The organism is Streptomyces sp. 5-10, from assembly GCF_014712245.1.
Taxonomy (GTDB): domain Bacteria; phylum Actinomycetota; class Actinomycetes; order Streptomycetales; family Streptomycetaceae; genus Streptomyces; species Streptomyces violaceusniger.
The window spans coordinates 19,040-35,647 of sequence record NZ_JACVYG010000002.1 but is presented as its reverse complement, the minus strand read 5'-3'; the positions used below and the strand labels follow the sequence as shown (position 1 = coordinate 35,647).

Here is a 16,608-nt window from a genome sequence, read left to right as displayed (position 1 = left end):
CTGCCGCCGCGTTCCCGCTGTTCCCGTTGTTCCCGCTTTTCCCGCTCCGCCCGGTGCGGCCCGCTCGGTGATGTCCCGCTCACGGCGCTGCCTCCAGCGCCTCGCGTATCTGCGGCACCGTCAGCCACGGCAGGGGCGCGAGCACCTTGGCCACCTGCGGTGCGAAGGCGGGGGAGGAGACCACCACCTCCGCCGTGGGGCCGTCCGCGACCACCTCGCCCTCGGCCAGGATGACGACGCGGTGGGCGAGTTCGGCCGCGAGTTCCACATCGTGGGTGGCCAGTACGGTCGCGTGGCCGTCAGCGGCCAGCCCGCGCACCACCTCCACCAGGCGCGCCTTCGCCGCGTAGTCGAGCCCGCGCGTGGGCTCGTCGAGCAGCAGCAGGGGCGGGCGGGCGGTGAGGATGACGGACAGGGCCAGCGCCAGCCGCTGCCCCTCCGACAGATCGCGCGGATGGGCGGTGTCCGCCACCTCAGGCAGCAGCCGGCCCACCAGCTCACGGCAGGTGCCGGGCGCCGCGCCCGCGTCCCTGTCCGCCGCCGCGCACTCGGCGGCGACCGTGTCCGCGTAGAGCAGATCGCGCGGCTCCTGCGGTACGAGGCCCACCTGGCGCAGCAGTTCGGCGGGGCGGGTGCGGTGCGGTACGACCCGGCCCGGGCCGACGCGCACCGAGCCCGAAGCCGGTTCGTGCAGCCCGACGAGACTGGCCAGAAGCGTGGACTTGCCCGCGCCGTTGCGCCCCATCAGCGCCACCGTCTCGCCCGGCCGCACCGTCAGGTCCACCCCGCGCAGCGCCTCCACCCGGCCGTGGCGGACGACCAGCCGCGCCACCTCGCCCACCGGCTCGCCCGGCGGCGGGTCGGCCACCGCCCGCGGGGCGAGCGGCGCCAGCCGCTCCCGCAGCGGCCCCGCCTTGCGGCGCGCGTCCCGTACGGACAGCGGCACCGGCGAGGGCCACCCCGCGAGGGCGCCCAGCGCCACCACGGGCGGCCGCACGGGCGACAGCGGCAGCAGCTCGGCCGGTGCGCCGGTCAGCGGGGCGGCGCCGGGGGAGGGGAGCAGGATCATCTGGTCCGCGTACTGCACCACGCGCTCGAGGCGGTGTTCGGCCATCAGGACCGTGGTGCCCAGGTCGTGCACCAGCCGCTGCAGCACGGCCAGCACCTCCTCGGCGGCGGCCGGGTCGAGCGCGGAGGTCGGCTCGTCGAGGACCAGCACGCGGGGGTGGGGGGTGAGCACCGAGCCGATCGCCACGCGTTGCCGCTGCCCGCCGGAGAGCGTGGCGATGGGACGGTCCCGCAACTCGGCGAGGCCCAGCAGGTCCAGCGTCTCCTCGACCCGGCGGCGCATGGTGTCCGGGGCGACGCCGAGCGATTCCATGCCGTACGCCAGCTCGTCCTCGACGGTGTCGGTGACGAAGTGGGCGAGCGGATCCTGGCCCACGGTGCCGACGACGTCGGCGAGTTCGCGCGGCTTGTGGGTACGGGTGTCCCGGCCCGCGACGGTGACGCGGCCGCGCAGGGTGCCGCCGGTGAAATGCGGTACGAGACCGGAGACGGCCCCCAGGAGTGTCGACTTGCCGACTCCGGACGGGCCCACGAGCAGACACAGCTCGCCCTCGGGAACGGTCAGGTCGACCCCCGCGAGGGCGGGCCGCGCCGCACCGTCGTAGTGGACCGACACCTGATCGAAGCGGATCACTGCGTGCTGCCCTCCTCGGGCCCCGCCCCGGCTCGCGCATCGCCATGGGCGCGGGGTCGGGTGTGTGCGGTGGGGTGGTTGTCGTCGGGGGCCGGTGCCGGGGCGGGTGGCGTCCCGGGGGCCGGGTCCGGGCGCGGCTCCGCCGCCGTGCCGTGCGGCCCGGGGTGCGGCCCGGGGTGCGGCCCGGCAGCGGGCCGGGGGCCGGTGCCGGAGTCCGGGGGCTCCGCGTGCTCAAGGTTCCGGCCTCGGGCCGGTCCGGTGGGGGTGTCGTGTGCCGGGGCCGACCCAGCGGACGCGGCCCGTGCCGGGGCCGGGGCCGCCAGTGCCGGGAGGAGGCCCAGGAGTACTCCCGCCGCGGGCCACAGCGGCAGGGTCGGGGTGGTGAGCGGGACGACCGATGGTTGAAGGGCCTGTGGGGCGTAGGAGGCGGCGCGGATCATCAGCGCCGCGACCGCCGCTCCCGACCCCGCCACCAGCCACGCCCGTACGCCCCAGCGGTCCGGGCGGTAGCGGCTGCGCACCGAGCGGCGGCCGCCCAGCCACAGGCCGCCGAGCGCGGCGGCGAGCCCGGCGAGCAGCAGCGGCAGTCCGTAGCCCGCGCCCTCCGCCGCGAGCAGGCCGTACGTACCGCAGCAGACGCCGAGCAGCCCGCCCAGCGTCAGCGCGGTGGTGGTACGGGCGACGGCGGGCGGGACCTGGGCGGTGCGGCCGTAGCCGCGCGCGTCCATCGCCGCCGCCAGGGCCACCGACCGTTCCAGCGCGCCCTCCAGCACCGGCAGGCCGACCTGGAGCAGCGCCTTCACCCCACGGTCGGGGCGGCCGCGCAGACGGCGGGCGGAGCGCAGCCGAGTGACGTCCGCCACCAGATGGGGTGCGAAGGTCATCGCCACCACGACCGCGACCCCGGCCTCGTAGAGCGCGCCGGGCAGCGACTTGAGCAGCCGCGCCGGGCTGGCGAGCGCGTTCGCGGCGCCGACGCAGATCAGCAGGGCGGCCAGCCGCAACCCGTCGTACAGCGCGAACACCAGCCCCTCGGCCGACACCCGGCCGCCGATGCGCACGCCCTGCGCCCAGTGGGGCAGCGGGACTTCGGGGAGCGTGAAGAGCACCCGCGTCCCGGGGATCGGCGAGCCGAAGAAGACCGCGAAGAACAGCCGGATGGCCAGCACCACGAGGCCCAGCTTGAGGAACGCGGTGTACGAGCGGGCCCATGGCGCGTCCGTGCGGCGCACGGCCACCACATAGCCCGCGACCGCGATGAGCAGCCCGAGCAGCAGCGGGTTGGTGGTCCGGGACGCGGCCGTGGCCAGCCCGAGCGCCCACAGCCACCAGGCCCCGGCGTGCAGGGCGCTGCCGCCGCGCGGGGTGCCGGCTCGCAGCCGGGCGCGGAAGCCGTTGCGGAACCCATTGCGAAGCCTGCTGCGGAAGCCGACGCCGGGGCGGCGCGGGGCCGTGGCCGTGGCCGCGGTCGTGGCCGTGGTGCGCGGTGGCATGGCGGTCTTCCGTGCGCTCATACGCGACGGCGGCGCGCCTGCCAGACCGCCGCGGCGCCGAGCAGGACGACGGCGGCGAGCCCGCCGATCAGCCCGGCCGAGGGGCCTGAGCCGCCGTCGCCCGCCTTGCCGCCATCACCCTTCGGGGCGGCGTGGGCGTCCACGGAAGTGCTCACCTTGTCCCCGCAACCCGTCTCCGGATAGCCGGAGATGGCGCACAGCAGCGCGGCGGAGTTGTAGCGCAGCGGCTTCGCGACGGCGGCGAGCGCGTCTCCGGCCGTCGCGTCCTCGCCGACCCGCGCGCATTCGGTACGGGGCGCGGGCGGCGTCCGGCGGTCGGGCGCGTCGGTGGCCGTACCGAAGTCGATGACGACCGCGACCCGTTTGGTGCCGTCCGTGGCCGGGGTGTCGGCACAGACGGCGGCGAAGTCGGCCATGCCGCGCGGCCGGGTGGCGTCGTCCGAGTCCTCACTGACCGCGAAGCGGAAACCGACCATGTCGCCGTCGTCAGGCCGCGCCGAGGAGGGCCCCTGCGTGGCATAGCTCCAACTGCCGCCGTCCCCGCCCCGCTGCCAGAACGACCAGTAGCGATACCCGTCGTCGGCCTGGGCCTGGCCCGCGCCGACCATCGCGAACAGGGCGACGACGGGCAGCAGCAGGGCGACGGCGGTCAGCGACAGCCGCGCCGCGCGGCCGCACCGGGCGAAAGGCGCACGGGTACGTGGTGGGGAAGCCGCGTCCGCGCGCGGGGCCGGGGCCGGGCTGTTGTGCGGGGCCCGGGGCGCGTCGGCGCGCGGGGTCGGAGCCGTCTGGGTGGCGCGCCAGGCGGAAGTCGCTCGGGGGCGCGTCGGGGCCGCATCCCTGCGCGGGCTCAAAGCTGTCGCCTCTTCCGGCCGCTCAGGAGGAAGCCGATGCCCATACCGGCGACCGCGCAGACGCCGACGGTCCACCAGACGCCGCCGATCCCGCCGCCGCTGTCGTCCTTCTTCTCCTCGCTCTTGCCGTTCCCGTCCGACTCCGCGCCCGGGGCCGCCGCTTCGGGCCTCGGGCCGGTGGCGTTCAGTTGGCGGACGAGGTCGGCGCCGCCGAAGTCGCGGGGGTTGGCGCCGGCCGCGTGGGCCGCGAGGATCAGTTTGGCGAGGGCGCCGGGGTCGCCCTTGGCCCAGGCCGCCGCGCCGCTGTCCTTGCTCTGCAGCCACTGGAGGGGCTTGCCCGCGGCCGCGCTGTGCTCACCGGCGGCGAGCGCCACCACCGCGTCGGCCGTGCCGCCGAAGTCGGGCTGGTCCTTGGCGCCGGGCATGGCCGACTTCAGGTGTGCGTCGGTGTCGGACATGACGCGGGAGAGGTGGGCCAGGGCGGCCTCGGCGGCGTCCTCGGGCGAACCGGCCCCGCCCTTTCCGCCCGCGCAGCGCAGCGGCTTCGGCTCGGCGCCGCTGTCCTTGCCGACGGTCTCGAAGACGAAGCCCTTGCCCCGCGCGGCCAGCGCGGCGCTCGCGGTGGCCAGTTCGTTGGCGACGGGCTCGCCCTTGGCCGCCGTGTACGCGAACGCCCCGCGCTCCTCCGCCTTCGCCGAGCAGTCCAGTTGCAGGCCGAGCAGGGCGTCGTACGGGGTCTTGCCGCCCTTGCCCGAGGCCGGCGTCACCTTCGCCGGGTCCTGGCCGGTGGCGGCGAAGGCGCCGATCGCCGCCGCGGTGGAGTTGGCGTCGCTCGGGCCGCCCGGGTTCATGCCCCAGCCGCCGTCCTCGTTCTGGTGGCGCTTCAGCCAGCCGATGCCCTTCTCCACGGTGCCGGAGCGGCCGCCCACCGCGGCCAGTGCCTGGACCGCCGCCGCCGTCGCGTCCGTGAACTCGCCCTTCTTCGGGTCGCACGCCGTGGACGGGTCCGCGCGGTACGCCGCGAAGCCGCCGTCCTCGCACCCCTGCCCGGCCAGCCAGTCGACGGCCGACTTTGCCGGGGTGACGCCCACCGCGTCCTGGGCGAGCAGCGCCAGCGACTGCCGCCACACCCCGTCGAACTTCGGGTCCTTGGCGCCGTAGAGCCCCTTGGCACGCCCGGCCGGGCCGTCGTCGGCCACGGCGGCGGGCGCGGCGGCCGCGCCCAGGACGGCGCAGGCGGCGCAGAGGGAAAGAGCCGCCACGCTGCGGCGAATGTTCATGGCTGTGGTGCCTCTCGGTCGGTGGACGGGCGCACGCAGCCGCGCACGGCCGTCCAGCCGCGCCGCACGCGGAAACGCTCCGCGGCACGCCTGGCACCCGGCTCAGCTCCGCATACCTCGACGGTGCCGCCGCCGGTCGTCCGGCGGCGGGAGCCTGCGTCGTCGCGCCCGCCCGGGTGTTCCGGCTCGTACGCCCCGTAGGGCGCGCTCACGGTTGCGGGTCAGCGCCGGAATCGCACCGGCTTCCCCCGATCGGACGCGTATGAAGTTTACGGACAGCTTATCGGCCGACTTATCGGGCGCTCTCAGCCGCCCACGGATGGGGCCGGTCGACGGCCCTCGCCCCGGACGACCGTGAGACAGCGCGTCGTCGTGCCGTCGTCCTCCTCGACATCACGGCGGTGCGCGAAGCCGAGCCGGGTGAGCAGGGTCAGCGACGCCTCGTTGGCCGCCATGACCGTGGCGTGCACCTCGCTCAGCCCGAGCGCGCCGAAGCCGTGGCCGACGACGGCCTCGGCCAGCTCGCTCCCCAGACCGCGCCCCCACGCCTCCGGCGCCAGCGCGTAGACGATCTCGTGGCCGCCGACGGCCTCGGTCGGCTTGATCTCGGCGTGGCCGACGTACCGGCCGTCCTCACGGACGGCCCATACGTCGAACAGCCGCCGGGCGTAGACCTTGGTGAAGATCCGCCCGAAGAGCGCCCGGTCCTCGGCCTCCGGGGCGAGCCTGCCGTCCCCCAGCCAGCGGCACACCCGCCGGTCCTGGAACAGCGCCACGAAGGCGTCCTCGTCCTCGGGCCGGTACGGCTCGAGCAGCAGGCGCGCGGTGCGCAGCGTCGGGGTCATGCGCCGCGACGCTACGCGGCCGGGCACCACCCGGCAATCCGATACCGCGCACCTGCTGGACCCGGCTCTCCGCTACCCGCGGCGCCACCACTGGGCCAGGGACTTCCACCAGCGGCGCCGGGCCTCGTGCTCGGCGCCGGATTCGGCTTCCGGTTCCGGCTCCGTGGTGGCGGACGCGGGGTCCGCCGAGGGCGCGGTCCCGCCGGGGCCGTCGTCCGGGGCGTCCGCCCGGGCGGCCGGGGGCGTCCTGCCCACGGCCCCCGAGATGGCCGCGGTCGCCGCGGCCGCCATCTCGGCCAGCGCCTCATCGGACTTGGCGGCCGTCCGGGGGAAGCGCACCGGCAGCGCGGCCAGGGCCCGGTGGAAGGGGCCGGGCCGCCACTCCAACGCCTCGGCGGGAACGGCCAGTTCGAGATCGGGCAGCCGGTCGAGCAGCTTCTCGATGGCGACGGAGGCGATCAGCTGGGCCGGGTCCTTCGCGGGGCAGGTGTGCGGGCCCGCGCTCCACGCCAGATGCGCCCGGTTGCCACGCCGGTTCGACAGCAGGTACGGGTCGTTGTTGGCGGCTGCGAGGCTGATGACGACGGGGTCGCCCTTGGGCAGCCGGTGCCCGTCGACCGTGACGTCGTGGCGCGGGTAGTGGACGCAGAAGTTGGCCAGCGGCGGGTCCTTCCACAGGACCTCGTTGAGCGCGTCCTCGATCAGCATGGTGCCGCCCGCGAGATCGCCCCGGAACCGTTCGTCGGACAGCAGCAGCAACAGCCCGTTGCAGATCAGGTTCTGCTGGGGCTGGGTGCCCGCGCCGACCAGGACGACGATCTGGTGGATCAGCTCCTCGTCGGTGAGCTCGGCGGGGTGGGCGATCAGCCAGGACGTCATGTCCGGGCCCGGCTCCTGCCGCTTGAGGGCGACGAGCTGGAACAGGGTCTCCGCGAGGAGGGCGTTGGCCTGCTCGGAGTCCTCGGTGACGTCGAAGAGCGCCGAGAGCGCCCGGACCAGCTTGTCGCTCAGCTCGGGCGGGCAGCCGAAGAGCTGGTTGAAGACGAGCAGGGGAAGCCGGGCGGAGTACTCCTTGAGCAGATCGGCCTCGCCCCTGGGGCCGAAGAGGTCGATGAGGAAGTCGGCGCTCCGCTCCACGTAGCGGCGCAGCGCGTGGATGTCCAGGCGGTCGAGGGTGTCCGAGATCGCCGAGCGCAGCCGGTGATGCTCCTCGCCGTCGCTGCACAGCGCGTTCGGCCGGTACATCATCATCGGCACCACGGGGTTGTCCATGGGGATGGTGCCGTCGGCGAGGGCCTGCCAGTGGCGCGCGTCCTTGGAGAACGTCTCGGGGCCGCGCAGGATGTCCAGCGCGGTCTGATAGCTGGTGACGAGCGAGACGGGGACGCCGGGCGCCAGCTCCACGGGCGCGATCCGCCCGTACTCCCGCAGGCGGGCGTACGTGGCGGCCGGGTCGGCGGCGAACTCGGGGCTGTGCAGCGACTCGAGCCTGTGCCCGGCCGGGGCCTGGCCGGAGTGCGCGGGGCAACCCGGGGGCGGGGCCGGATCAGCGGCCGGATCTGCCGGGCCTGCCGCCGGATCTGCCGGGCCTGCTGCCGGATCTGACGGGCCTGCCGCCGGATCGGCCGTCGGAGTCGGGTCGGAATCGCGGGTGGGGCTTGTCACGCATGCTCCTGCTGATACGGCTGTTACGGGGTGTGCGCGGGCGTGTGCGCCAGGTCGGTAAGGCTAGCTTCCGGTTCGTCGAACCGGCACCCCATGCGTCACTCACATCGCCTGGTACACCACGGGATCGCTGCCCGGCACCGCTTCCGCCCTGCCCAGCTTCACCAGCCGGCGCAGATGCGCCTCCGCCTCCGAGACCGCGATATTGCGGGAGCCGAAGGGGATCTGCTCCCACGGGCGGTTCCACTCCATGGCCTCGGCCAGCCGCCACGGGGTGAGCGGGGTGGTCAGCAGCGCCAGCAGCCCGGCCAGCCGCTCCTCGTGGTGGTCCAGCAGCGCCCGCACCCGCGCCGGGGCGTCGGTGAAGGCGTACTGATGGGCGGGGAGCACCTCGGCGGGGGCGAGGGCGGCGACGCGTTCGAGGGAGTCGAGGTAGTCGCCGAGCGGATCGGTGACGGTCGCGTCGTCGGGGTCCTCGTAGAGCCCGATATGGGGGCTGATCTCGGGCAGCAGATGGTCCCCGGAGAACAGCCGGCCATGGCCGGGCAGCCCCTCCCCGGCGGCCGGATGGGCCTCTTCGAGGTGGAGGCAGACATGGCCGGGGGTGTGGCCGGGGGTCCAGATGGCGCGCAGCCGGCGGCCCGGCAGTTCGAGGAGCTCACCGGGGACGATCTCGCGGTCGGGGAGCGCGGCCCGCTGCCCGGGGAGGCCCGTACGGCCGGACGCGCGGGTGGCGCGCAGCGGGGCCAGATGCTCCTCGGGCGCCCCGGCCGCGCCGAGCTTCTCCTCCAGGTAGTCCAGCCAGCGGGAGGGCTCGGCCTCGCGGGTGCGCCGGACGACCTGGGCGTCGGCGGCGTGCATGGCGATCCACGCCCCGGACGCCTCCCGCACCTGGCCGGACAGCCCGTGGTGGTCGGGGTGGTGATGGGTGACGAGGACGCCGTGGACATCGGCGACGGAGGCGCCGCACGCGGCGAGCCCGGCGGTGAGGGCGTCCCAGGCCGTGGGGTCGTCCCAGCCGGTGTCGATCAGGACCGGGCCGCGGTCGGTGTCGAGGAGGTGGACCAGGGTGTGCCCGAGCGGGTTGTCGGGGATCGGGACCGGGATGCTCCACACTCCGCCGCCATGGTCGGTCACCCGCGTCACCTGCGCCATCGGCTCCCCCTCTCCTCGACACAAGCATTGCCCACTATAGCGAGAACTGGTATCAGTTCTGATGCAGCGTCAGATATTGGCTGCCCCTCTCGGGGCCCCGGCCCCTGGGCGGGCCGGCCGTACGTACCCGTACCCCCTCAGTCAGACCCACCCCTCAGTCATCGGCCGGAAGGCATCAGCGATGGACGACCTCATCGAGCACGGGCAGCTCTTCATCGGCGGCGCGCTGGCCGATCCGGCGGGCGAGGACACCATCGAGGTCGTCTCGCCGCACACCGAGCAGGTCATCGGCCGGGTGCCGCACGCCTCCCGCGCCGATGTGGACCGGGCGGTCGCGGCGGCGCGTACGGCGTTCGACGAGGGCCCCTGGGCCCGGACGAGCCTGGACGAGCGGATCGCGGTGGTCACCCGGATCAAGGACGCCATCGCCGTACGCCACGAGGAGATCGCCCGCGTCATCAGCGCGCAGAACGGCTCCCCGTACTCCTGGAGCGTCCTCGCCCAGGCGCTCGGCGCGATGATGGTGTGGGACGCGGCCATCACCGTGGCCCGCGACTTCGTCTACGAGGAGCGGCGGGCCGGGGTGCTCGGGCCGCTGCTGGTGCGGCGGGAGCCGGTCGGGGTGGTCGCGGCCGTGGTGCCGTGGAACGTACCGCAGTTCGTGGCGGCCGCGAAGCTGGCTCCCGCGCTGCTCGCGGGGTGCTCGGTGATCCTCAAGCCGTCGCCCGAGACGCCGCTGGACTCCTACATCCTGGCGGAGATCGCGGCCGAGGCGGGGCTGCCCGAGGGGGTGCTGTCGATCCTTCCGGCCGACCGCGAGGTCAGCGAGTACCTGGTCGGCCACCCGGGCGTGGACAAGGTGTCGTTCACCGGCTCGGTCGCGGCCGGCAAGCGGGTGATGGAGGTGGCCTCGCGCCATCTGACCCGGGTCACGCTGGAGCTGGGCGGCAAGTCGGCCGCGGTGATCCTGCCGGACGCGGACCTGGAGGCGGCCGTCGCCGGGATCGTGCCCAACGCCTGGATGAACAACGGACAGGCGTGTGTGGCCCAGACCCGGATCCTCGCGCCGCGCACCCTCTACGACGAGATCGCCGAGCGGTTCGCGGCCGCCGCCTCCGCCCTGGTCGTCGGCGACCCGCTGGATCCGGCCACCCAGGTCGGGCCACTGGTGGCGCGGCGGCAGCAGCGGCGGTCGCTGGACTACATCGCGCTGGGGCAGCGGGAGGGCGCCAAGGTGCTGACCGGCGGCGGCCGTCCGGAGGCCCAGGAGACCGGCTGGTACGTGGAGCCCACGCTCTTCGGCGACGTCGGCAACGACATGCGGATCGCCCGTGAGGAGATCTTCGGCCCGGTGATCTGTCTGCTGCCGTACGGGGACGAGGAGGAGGCGGCCCGGATCGCCAATGACTCCGACTACGGGCTGTCCGGCTCCGTCTGGACGGCGGACGTCGGGCACGGCATCGACTTCGCACGGCGCGTCCGCACCGGCACCTACTCGGTCAACACCTTCAGCCTCGACATGCTCGGGCCGTTCGGCGGCTACAAGAACTCCGGCCTGGGCCGGGAGTTCGGCCCGGAGGGGTTCTCCGCGTACCTGGAGCACAAGATGATCCACCTGCCCCAGGGCTGGGACGGGGAGCCGAGCTGATGGGGGACCGCTGGCGGATCGAGGTGGACCGTGGCGTGTGCATCGGCTCGGGGATGTGCGTGAGCACCGCCCCCGGAGGCTTCCGGCTCGACGGGGCGCGGCAGTCGCATCCGGTCGAGACGGAGGCCGACGCTTCCGAGGCGGTGCTCGCGGCGGCCGAGGGCTGCCCGGTCGAGGCGATCGCCATCCGGCTGTCGGAAACCGGTGAACAGGTCTTTCCCCCCGACGAGTAGCTCCGCCGGCCGCCGCCCGCCGGAGCAGCGGCCCCCGTGCCCCGATCTCAGACCCAGCCCTCGCACTGCGATATCCGTATGGCGTCCACGCGGTTGCGCGCCCCGGTCTTCCGGGTGATCGCGGCCAGGTAGTTGCGGATCGTCCCGGTGGACAGGTGCAGCGTACGGGCGATCTCCGGTATGGAGGCGCCGTCGGCGGCCAGCGACAGCACGCCCAGCTCGCGCTCGGTCAGCGGGATCTTGGCCGCCTGGAGGAAGCCGTAGCCGAGCGCGTCGTCCACGTACCGCTCCTTCTTCGCCACCTGTCGTATGGCCTCGATCAGCCGTTGTGGCGGGGCGTCCTTGTCGACGTAGCCGAGCGCCCGGGCCTCATGGGCGCGGCGCAGCGGACCCGGCCGCTCCGAGTTGACCAGCACCAGCAGTCCGCAGTCCCCGCCCTGCCCGGAGGCGGATGCCACGAACTTCCCCCACTCGCCCTTCCGCGCCGCCTTGTCGGCCGCCGGGCTGTCCGTGTCCACCACGCACACCTGCGGCTGTAAGGAACGGGCTCTGCTACGCGCGTCGCGCCAGGAGCACGCGGTCGCCTCGATGTCCGGTTCGGCCCCTATCACGGATGCCAGGGCCGATCTCAGCAATCCAGAGTCGTGTACCAGAAGCAACCGGATCACGAACTTCTCCACCCCCCACGATGCGGTTTTCTCGTCGCGCGCCGTTGTCGCTCTGTCGCGTGCCGTTCATGAATACCGGGATTGGGCAGGGCGTGAACGCGGAATTTGAGCCAATGGGGGGCGCAAGGGCGCACAAACCCCGTCCAGAAGCTCGAGGGGGCGCAGGAATTGGCGTGCGCGCCCCTGATGTGCCGTCCGTCCGGCTACCGGGCCGGGGCGGGGGCGGTGAGGTCGATCAGACGGCAGACGGTCTCGATGTCGATCTTCACCTGGGCGATCGAGGCACGCCCCGAGAGCCAGGTGATCAGCGCCGAATGCCAGGTGTGCTCGATGACGCGGACCGCCGAGAGCTGTTCGGCGGTCGGGGCCTCGTCCAGGCCCATCGCGTCGAGGATGATCGCGGTGGTGAGCCGGGAGACCGTGTCCACCTCCGGGCTGACCGACCGGTCGGCGAAGGTGAGCGCGCGCACCATCGCGTCGGCCAGATGGGGTTCGCGCTGCAGCGCGCGGAAGGCGCGCATCAGGGTCTGGGCGACCCGGGCGGCCGGCTCCTCCTCGGTCGGCGGCCGCTTGCGCAGCGTCTCGTGCATGTGCTGGAGCTGATCCTGCATCGTGGCGACCAGCAGATGGACCTTGGAGGGGAAGTAGCGGTAGAGGGTGCCGAGCGCCACCCCGGAGTTCTCCGCGACCTCGCGCATCTGGACCGCGTCGAAGCCGCCCCGGCTGGCCAGCCGGGCGCTGGCGTGCAGGATGCGCCGGCGGCGCGCCTCCTGCCGCTCGGTCAGCTGCAGGGCGGCCGGCTTGACTTCTGCGGTCATTTGTCCCACTTCGAATGTGTTGCGTCTGCGGGTCGGCGACAAGCGGACATCGTGCATGATGGCAGGACCGTCCCGGGCCTGCGAGTCACTGGAACTCGTTCTAGGCTAGCGCGGGTCCTCCCCGAAGCGCCCGTGTCCGCGCAGTTGGGACACGTTGCCGCCGGGCGGCGCCCACGGTCGCGTTGGCGGTCGCGTCGGCGAGGGCGCACCCGGTGCACACCCCCGTCGTCAACTTCTCCTCATGTTCCGGCTACCGAGTGGTAGGGATCACCTGCCCGGGCCCTGGAGAGGTCGCCCGGGGCAGGTATCTTCGTGACTCCTCGGACGATGCGTTAGTGAAACTTGTTCTAGATAAACGGAAGCGGATACGCTCCCGCTGAACTGCACCAAGGAGGGGGCGCGAGTGACCGCAGAGGCCGCGCAGGAGACCGGGGTCGACCCGGATCGAGCAGGGCCCCCCACCGCCACCGAGGAACGGCCGCTGCGCATCGCGCTGCTCAGCTACAAGGGGAATCCATTCTGCGGGGGCCAGGGCGTCTATGTGCGCCATCTCTCCCGCGAGCTCGCCCGGCTCGGCCACACCGTCGAGGTCATCGGCGCCCAGCCGTATCCGGTGCTCGACGCCGAGGCGGGCGTCACCCTCACCGAGCTGCCCAGCCTCGACCTCTACCGCCAGCCCGACCCGTTCCGCACCCCCCGGCGGGAGGAGTACCGGGACTGGATCGACGCCCTGGAGGTCTCCACCATGTGGACCGGCGGCTTCCCCGAGCCGCTCACCTTCAGCCTGCGCGCCCGCCGCCATCTCGCCGCGCGCGCGGGCGAGTTCGACGTCGTCCACGACAACCAGACCCTGGGCTACGGGCTGCTGGGCCTGGAGAGGCTCGGCTTCCCGCTGGTGACCACCATCCACCACCCGATCACCGTCGACCGCCGGCTGGAGCTGGACGCCGCCGACGGCTGGAAGCGCCGGTTCTCCGTGCGCCGCTGGTACGGCTTCACCCGGATGCAGAAGCGGGTGGCCCGGCGGCTGCCCTCGGTGCTCACCGTCTCCGGCTCCTCCCGCCGGGAGATCGTGGACGACCTCGGGGTGCGGCCGGACCGGATCCATGTGGTGCACATCGGCGCGGACACCGGCCTGTTCTCGCCCGACCCCGCCGTCCCGGAGACCCCCGGCCGCATCGTCACCACCTCCAGCGCGGATGTGCCGCTCAAGGGTCTGGTGTATCTGGTCGAGGCGCTGGCCAAGGTCCGCACCGAGAACCCCGAGGCCCATCTGGTCGTCGTCGGCAAGCGGCCGCAGGAGGGGCCGGTGGCCACCACCATGGCGCGCCACGGGCTCGAGGGCGCCGTCGAGTTCGTCAAGGGCATCAGCGACGCCGAACTGGTGGACCTGGTGCGCGGCGCCCAGATCGCCTGCGTGCCCTCGCTGTACGAGGGGTTCTCGCTGCCCGCCGCCGAGGCCATGGCCACCGGCACCCCGCTGGTCGCCACCACCGGCGGCGCGATACCCGAGGTCGCCGGGGTCGACGGCGAGACCTGTCTGGCCGTACCGCCCGGCGACGCCGACGCGCTCGCCGCGGCCCTGACCCGGCTGCTGGGCGACGCCGACCTCAGACGACGGCTGGGCGCGGCCGGCCGGGAACGGGTGCTGCGGCGCTTCACCTGGGAGCAGGCCGCCCGCGGCACCGTCGAGCAGTACCGCCGGGCCATCGGCGCCTCCGCGCGGGCCGCCGCCCGCCGCTGAGCTCCCGCCCCGCCCCTGCCTCTCCCGACTCCCGCCTCTCCGATCCCCCGACGCCTCCCGACTCCCCGACGCACCCCCCGACTCCCGACCTCTCCCTTCCTCTCCCGCCTCACGAATCCGCCGGACGAAAGCAGACCCCCGTGCTGACCGTCGATTTCTCCCGCTTCCCCCTCGCCCCCGGCGATCGCGTCCTCGACCTCGGCTGTGGCGCCGGACGGCACGCCTTCGAGTGCTACCGGCGTGGCGCCCAGGTCGTGGCGCTCGACCGCAACGGCGAGGAGATACGCGAGGTGGCCAAGTGGTTCGCCGCCATGAAGGAGGCCGGTGAGGCCCCGGCGGGCGCCACGGCCACCGCCATGGAGGGCGACGCCCTCGCCCTGCCCTTCCCCGACGACAGCTTCGACGTGGTCATCATCTCCGAGGTGATGGAGCACATACCCGACGACAAGGGCGTGCTCGCCGAGATGGTGCGGGTGCTCAGGCCCGGCGGCCGGATCGCCGTCACCGTGCCCCGCTACGGCCCGGAGAAGGTCTGCTGGGCGCTGTCGGACGCCTACCACGAGGTCGAGGGCGGCCACATCCGCATCTACCGCGCCGACGAGCTGCTGGAGAGGATGCGCGAGGCCGGGCTGCGGCCGTACGGCACCCACCACGCCCACGCGTTGCACAGCCCCTACTGGTGGCTCAAGTGCGCCTTCGGGGTGGACAACGACAAGGCGCTGCCGGTGCGCGCGTACCACCAACTGCTGGTGTGGGACATCATGAAGAAGCCGCTGGCCACGCGGCTCGCCGAGCGCGCCCTGAACCCCGTCATCGGCAAGAGCTTCGTGGCGTACGCGACCAAGCCCCACGCCCCGCGTGAGGAGCGGGCGTGACGGCGCTCGGACCGCGCCCCGGCCCCCGCCCCGGCCCCCGCACCGAACGGCTCGCGCTGCCCGGGGTGCTCAGCCCCGAACAGGTGCTGCGCACGGTCGAGGGCATCGCCGCCGTCCAGCGCGCGGACGGCGCCATACCGTGGTTCCGCGGCCACCACCTCGACCCCTGGGACCACATCGAGTCCGCGATGGCGCTGGACGCGGCGGGCGAGCACGAGCGCGCCGCGGCCGCCTACCGCTGGCTGGCCCGGCACCAGAACCCCGACGGCTCGTGGTACGCGGCCTACCCCGACACCCCGGACGGCGTGGCCGCCGCCGACCCCACCGACCGCGGCCGGGAGTCCAACTTCTGCGCCTACGTGGCGGTCGGCGCCTGGCACCACTACCTCTCCACGGGCGACGACGCCTTCCTCGACCGGATCTGGCCCACCGTCTTCGCCGCCATCGAGTTCGTGCTCGGGCTGCAGCAGAGCGGCGGCCAGATCGGCTGGCGGCACCGCGCCGACGGCACCGTGGACCCCGACGCCCTGCTGACCGGCTCCTCGTCCGTCTACCAGGCGCTGCGCTGCGCCCTGGCCATCGCGGAGCACCGCGAGGAGCCCCAGCCCGACTGGGAGCTGTCGGCCGGGCTGCTCGGCCATGCCCTGCGCCACCACCCCGAGCGGTTCCTGGACAAGCACCGCTACTCGATGGACTGGTACTACCCGGTCCTCGGCGGCGCGGTCACCGGCGCCGCAGCCAAGGAGCGCATCGAGGAGGGCTGGGACCGCTTCGTCGTCCCCGGGCTCGGGGTGCGCTGCGTCTCGCCCAACCCCTGGGTCACCGGCGGCGAGAGCTGCGAACTGGCGCTCGCGCTCTGGGTGATGGGGGAGTCCGACCGCGCGGTGGACATCCTGCGGTGGATCCAGCCGACGCTGCGCGCCGAGGACGGCATGTACTGGACCGGGTACGTCTTCGAGGACGACGCGGTCTGGCCGGAGGAGCGCACCACTTGGACGGCCGGGTCGCTGCTGCTGGCCGTGGCGGCGCTGGGCGGTGACGAGGCGACCACGGCCGTCTTCGGCGGTGAGCGCCTGCCGCGGGGGCTGGACTCGGACTGCTGCGCCTAGGTGTGCTGACCGGAGGTTGGTGACGCCTGCGGCGGGCTGTTCCCCTACCCGCCCCTTCCCACAACTGGGGCTCTGCCCCAGACCCCGGGGGCGAAGCCGCATATCGATGCTGCGGGAAGGGGTGGGGCGGGGAAAGGTCCGCCGGGCACCCGGTAACGCTCCACGGAAGTGCCTCGCCACGCCGTCGGTCATCCCCGACGCCGTCGTGGCTGGCCGCGCAGTTCCCCGCGCCCCTTCGGGGCGGAGCCGGGCCCCCCGGGGGGTCTGTGGCGTGGTCCCAGTTGTGGGATGGGGTGGGTGGGGGAAGTGCCTCGCCATGCCGTCGGTCATCCGCGGCGTGGTCGTGGCTGGTCGCGCAGTTCCCCGCGCCCCTTCGGGGCGGAGCCGCATGTTGTCAGGTGAGTGTCTTGCCATGCCGTGGATCTTCCGCGGCGTGGTCGTGGCTGGTCGCGCAGTTCCCCGCGCCCCTTCGGGGCGGAGCCGGGCCCCCGGGGGTCT

At 74.0% G+C, this 16,608-nt stretch carries 14 protein-coding genes and 1 riboswitch; of the genes, 5 read left to right on the top strand and 9 right to left on the bottom strand.

Features of this window, described 5'->3' with window-relative positions:
* Positions 1–79: 79 nt before the first annotated feature.
* The 7 genes from IEJ02_RS02495 to IEJ02_RS02465 all read right to left on the bottom strand — a co-directional run bounded on the left by IEJ02_RS02495 (position 80) and on the right by IEJ02_RS02465 (position 9,015).
* Positions 80–1,702, bottom strand: a complete 1,623-nt coding sequence (locus tag IEJ02_RS02495; RefSeq protein WP_191063150.1) for an ABC transporter ATP-binding protein — start codon at positions 1,700–1,702, stop codon at positions 80–82.
* Positions 1,699–3,195 carry an energy-coupling factor transporter transmembrane component T gene (locus IEJ02_RS02490; RefSeq protein WP_317985701.1) on the bottom strand — a complete coding sequence of 499 codons (1,497 nt, stop codon included), beginning with the start codon at positions 3,193–3,195 and terminating at the stop codon, positions 1,699–1,701. Before IEJ02_RS02490 ends, IEJ02_RS02495 begins: the two co-directional genes overlap by 4 nt.
* A 17-nt stretch (positions 3,196–3,212) precedes the next feature.
* The gene (locus IEJ02_RS02485) at positions 3,213–3,824 is read right to left on the bottom strand and encodes an SCO2322 family protein (protein WP_223863329.1); all 612 of its coding nucleotides are present in this window, start codon (positions 3,822–3,824) and stop codon (positions 3,213–3,215) included.
* Between the two features lie 242 nt (positions 3,825–4,066).
* On the bottom strand, positions 4,067–5,350 hold the full coding sequence (locus tag IEJ02_RS02480) for an SCO2321 family membrane protein (protein WP_191063148.1): 1,284 nt from the start codon (positions 5,348–5,350) through the stop codon (positions 4,067–4,069).
* 174 nt (positions 5,351–5,524) lie between these two features.
* Positions 5,525–5,599: riboswitch (cobalamin riboswitch) on the bottom strand.
* 56 nt (positions 5,600–5,655) lie between these two features.
* Positions 5,656–6,195 carry a GNAT family N-acetyltransferase gene (locus tag IEJ02_RS02475; RefSeq protein ID WP_191063147.1) on the bottom strand — a complete coding sequence of 180 codons (540 nt, stop codon included), beginning with the start codon at positions 6,193–6,195 and terminating at the stop codon, positions 5,656–5,658.
* 72 nt (positions 6,196–6,267) lie between these two features.
* Complete coding sequence (locus IEJ02_RS02470; protein ID WP_191063146.1) at positions 6,268–7,860, bottom strand: cytochrome P450; 1,593 nt, start codon at positions 7,858–7,860, stop codon at positions 6,268–6,270.
* A gap of 102 nt (positions 7,861–7,962) precedes the next feature.
* Positions 7,963–9,015 carry a Strvi_7410 family MBL fold metallo-hydrolase gene (locus IEJ02_RS02465; protein WP_191063145.1) on the bottom strand — a complete coding sequence of 351 codons (1,053 nt, stop codon included), beginning with the start codon at positions 9,013–9,015 and terminating at the stop codon, positions 7,963–7,965.
* 181 nt (positions 9,016–9,196) lie between these two features.
* On the opposite strand from IEJ02_RS02465, the gene IEJ02_RS02460 reads away from it, so the two are divergent.
* Together IEJ02_RS02460 and IEJ02_RS02455 are read left to right on the top strand one after the other, a co-directional pair.
* Positions 9,197–10,663 carry an aldehyde dehydrogenase gene (locus IEJ02_RS02460; protein WP_191063144.1) on the top strand — a complete coding sequence of 489 codons (1,467 nt, stop codon included), beginning with the start codon at positions 9,197–9,199 and terminating at the stop codon, positions 10,661–10,663.
* On the top strand, positions 10,663–10,896 hold the full coding sequence (locus IEJ02_RS02455) for a ferredoxin (protein ID WP_037947116.1): 234 nt from the start codon (positions 10,663–10,665) through the stop codon (positions 10,894–10,896). Before IEJ02_RS02460 ends, IEJ02_RS02455 begins: the two co-directional genes overlap by 1 nt.
* 47 nt (positions 10,897–10,943) lie before the next feature.
* On the opposite strand, the gene IEJ02_RS02450 is transcribed toward IEJ02_RS02455, so the two are convergent.
* Together IEJ02_RS02450 and IEJ02_RS02445 are read right to left on the bottom strand one after the other, a co-directional pair.
* Positions 10,944–11,564, bottom strand: a complete 621-nt coding sequence (locus IEJ02_RS02450) for a response regulator transcription factor (RefSeq protein WP_174890135.1) — start codon at positions 11,562–11,564, stop codon at positions 10,944–10,946.
* A gap of 203 nt (positions 11,565–11,767) precedes the next feature.
* A complete protein-coding gene (locus IEJ02_RS02445; RefSeq protein WP_191063143.1) occupies positions 11,768–12,382 on the bottom strand; it encodes a TetR family transcriptional regulator in 615 nt (204 codons plus the stop codon).
* 403 nt (positions 12,383–12,785) lie between these two features.
* On the opposite strand from IEJ02_RS02445, the gene IEJ02_RS02440 reads away from it, so the two are divergent.
* The 3 genes from IEJ02_RS02440 to IEJ02_RS02430 all read left to right on the top strand — a co-directional run bounded on the left by IEJ02_RS02440 (position 12,786) and on the right by IEJ02_RS02430 (position 16,110).
* Complete coding sequence (locus IEJ02_RS02440) at positions 12,786–14,126, top strand: glycosyltransferase family 4 protein (RefSeq protein ID WP_191063142.1); 1,341 nt, start codon at positions 12,786–12,788, stop codon at positions 14,124–14,126.
* A 140-nt stretch (positions 14,127–14,266) separates the two neighbouring features.
* Positions 14,267–15,001, top strand: coding sequence for a class I SAM-dependent methyltransferase (locus IEJ02_RS02435; RefSeq protein WP_191063141.1), 735 nt, complete (start codon positions 14,267–14,269; stop codon positions 14,999–15,001).
* Positions 14,998–16,110: a glucosidase family protein gene (locus tag IEJ02_RS02430; RefSeq protein WP_191063140.1), complete on the top strand. Its 1,113-nt coding sequence runs from the start codon at positions 14,998–15,000 to the stop codon at positions 16,108–16,110. Before IEJ02_RS02435 ends, IEJ02_RS02430 begins: the two co-directional genes overlap by 4 nt.
* The last annotated feature ends 498 nt before the right edge of the window (positions 16,111–16,608 follow it).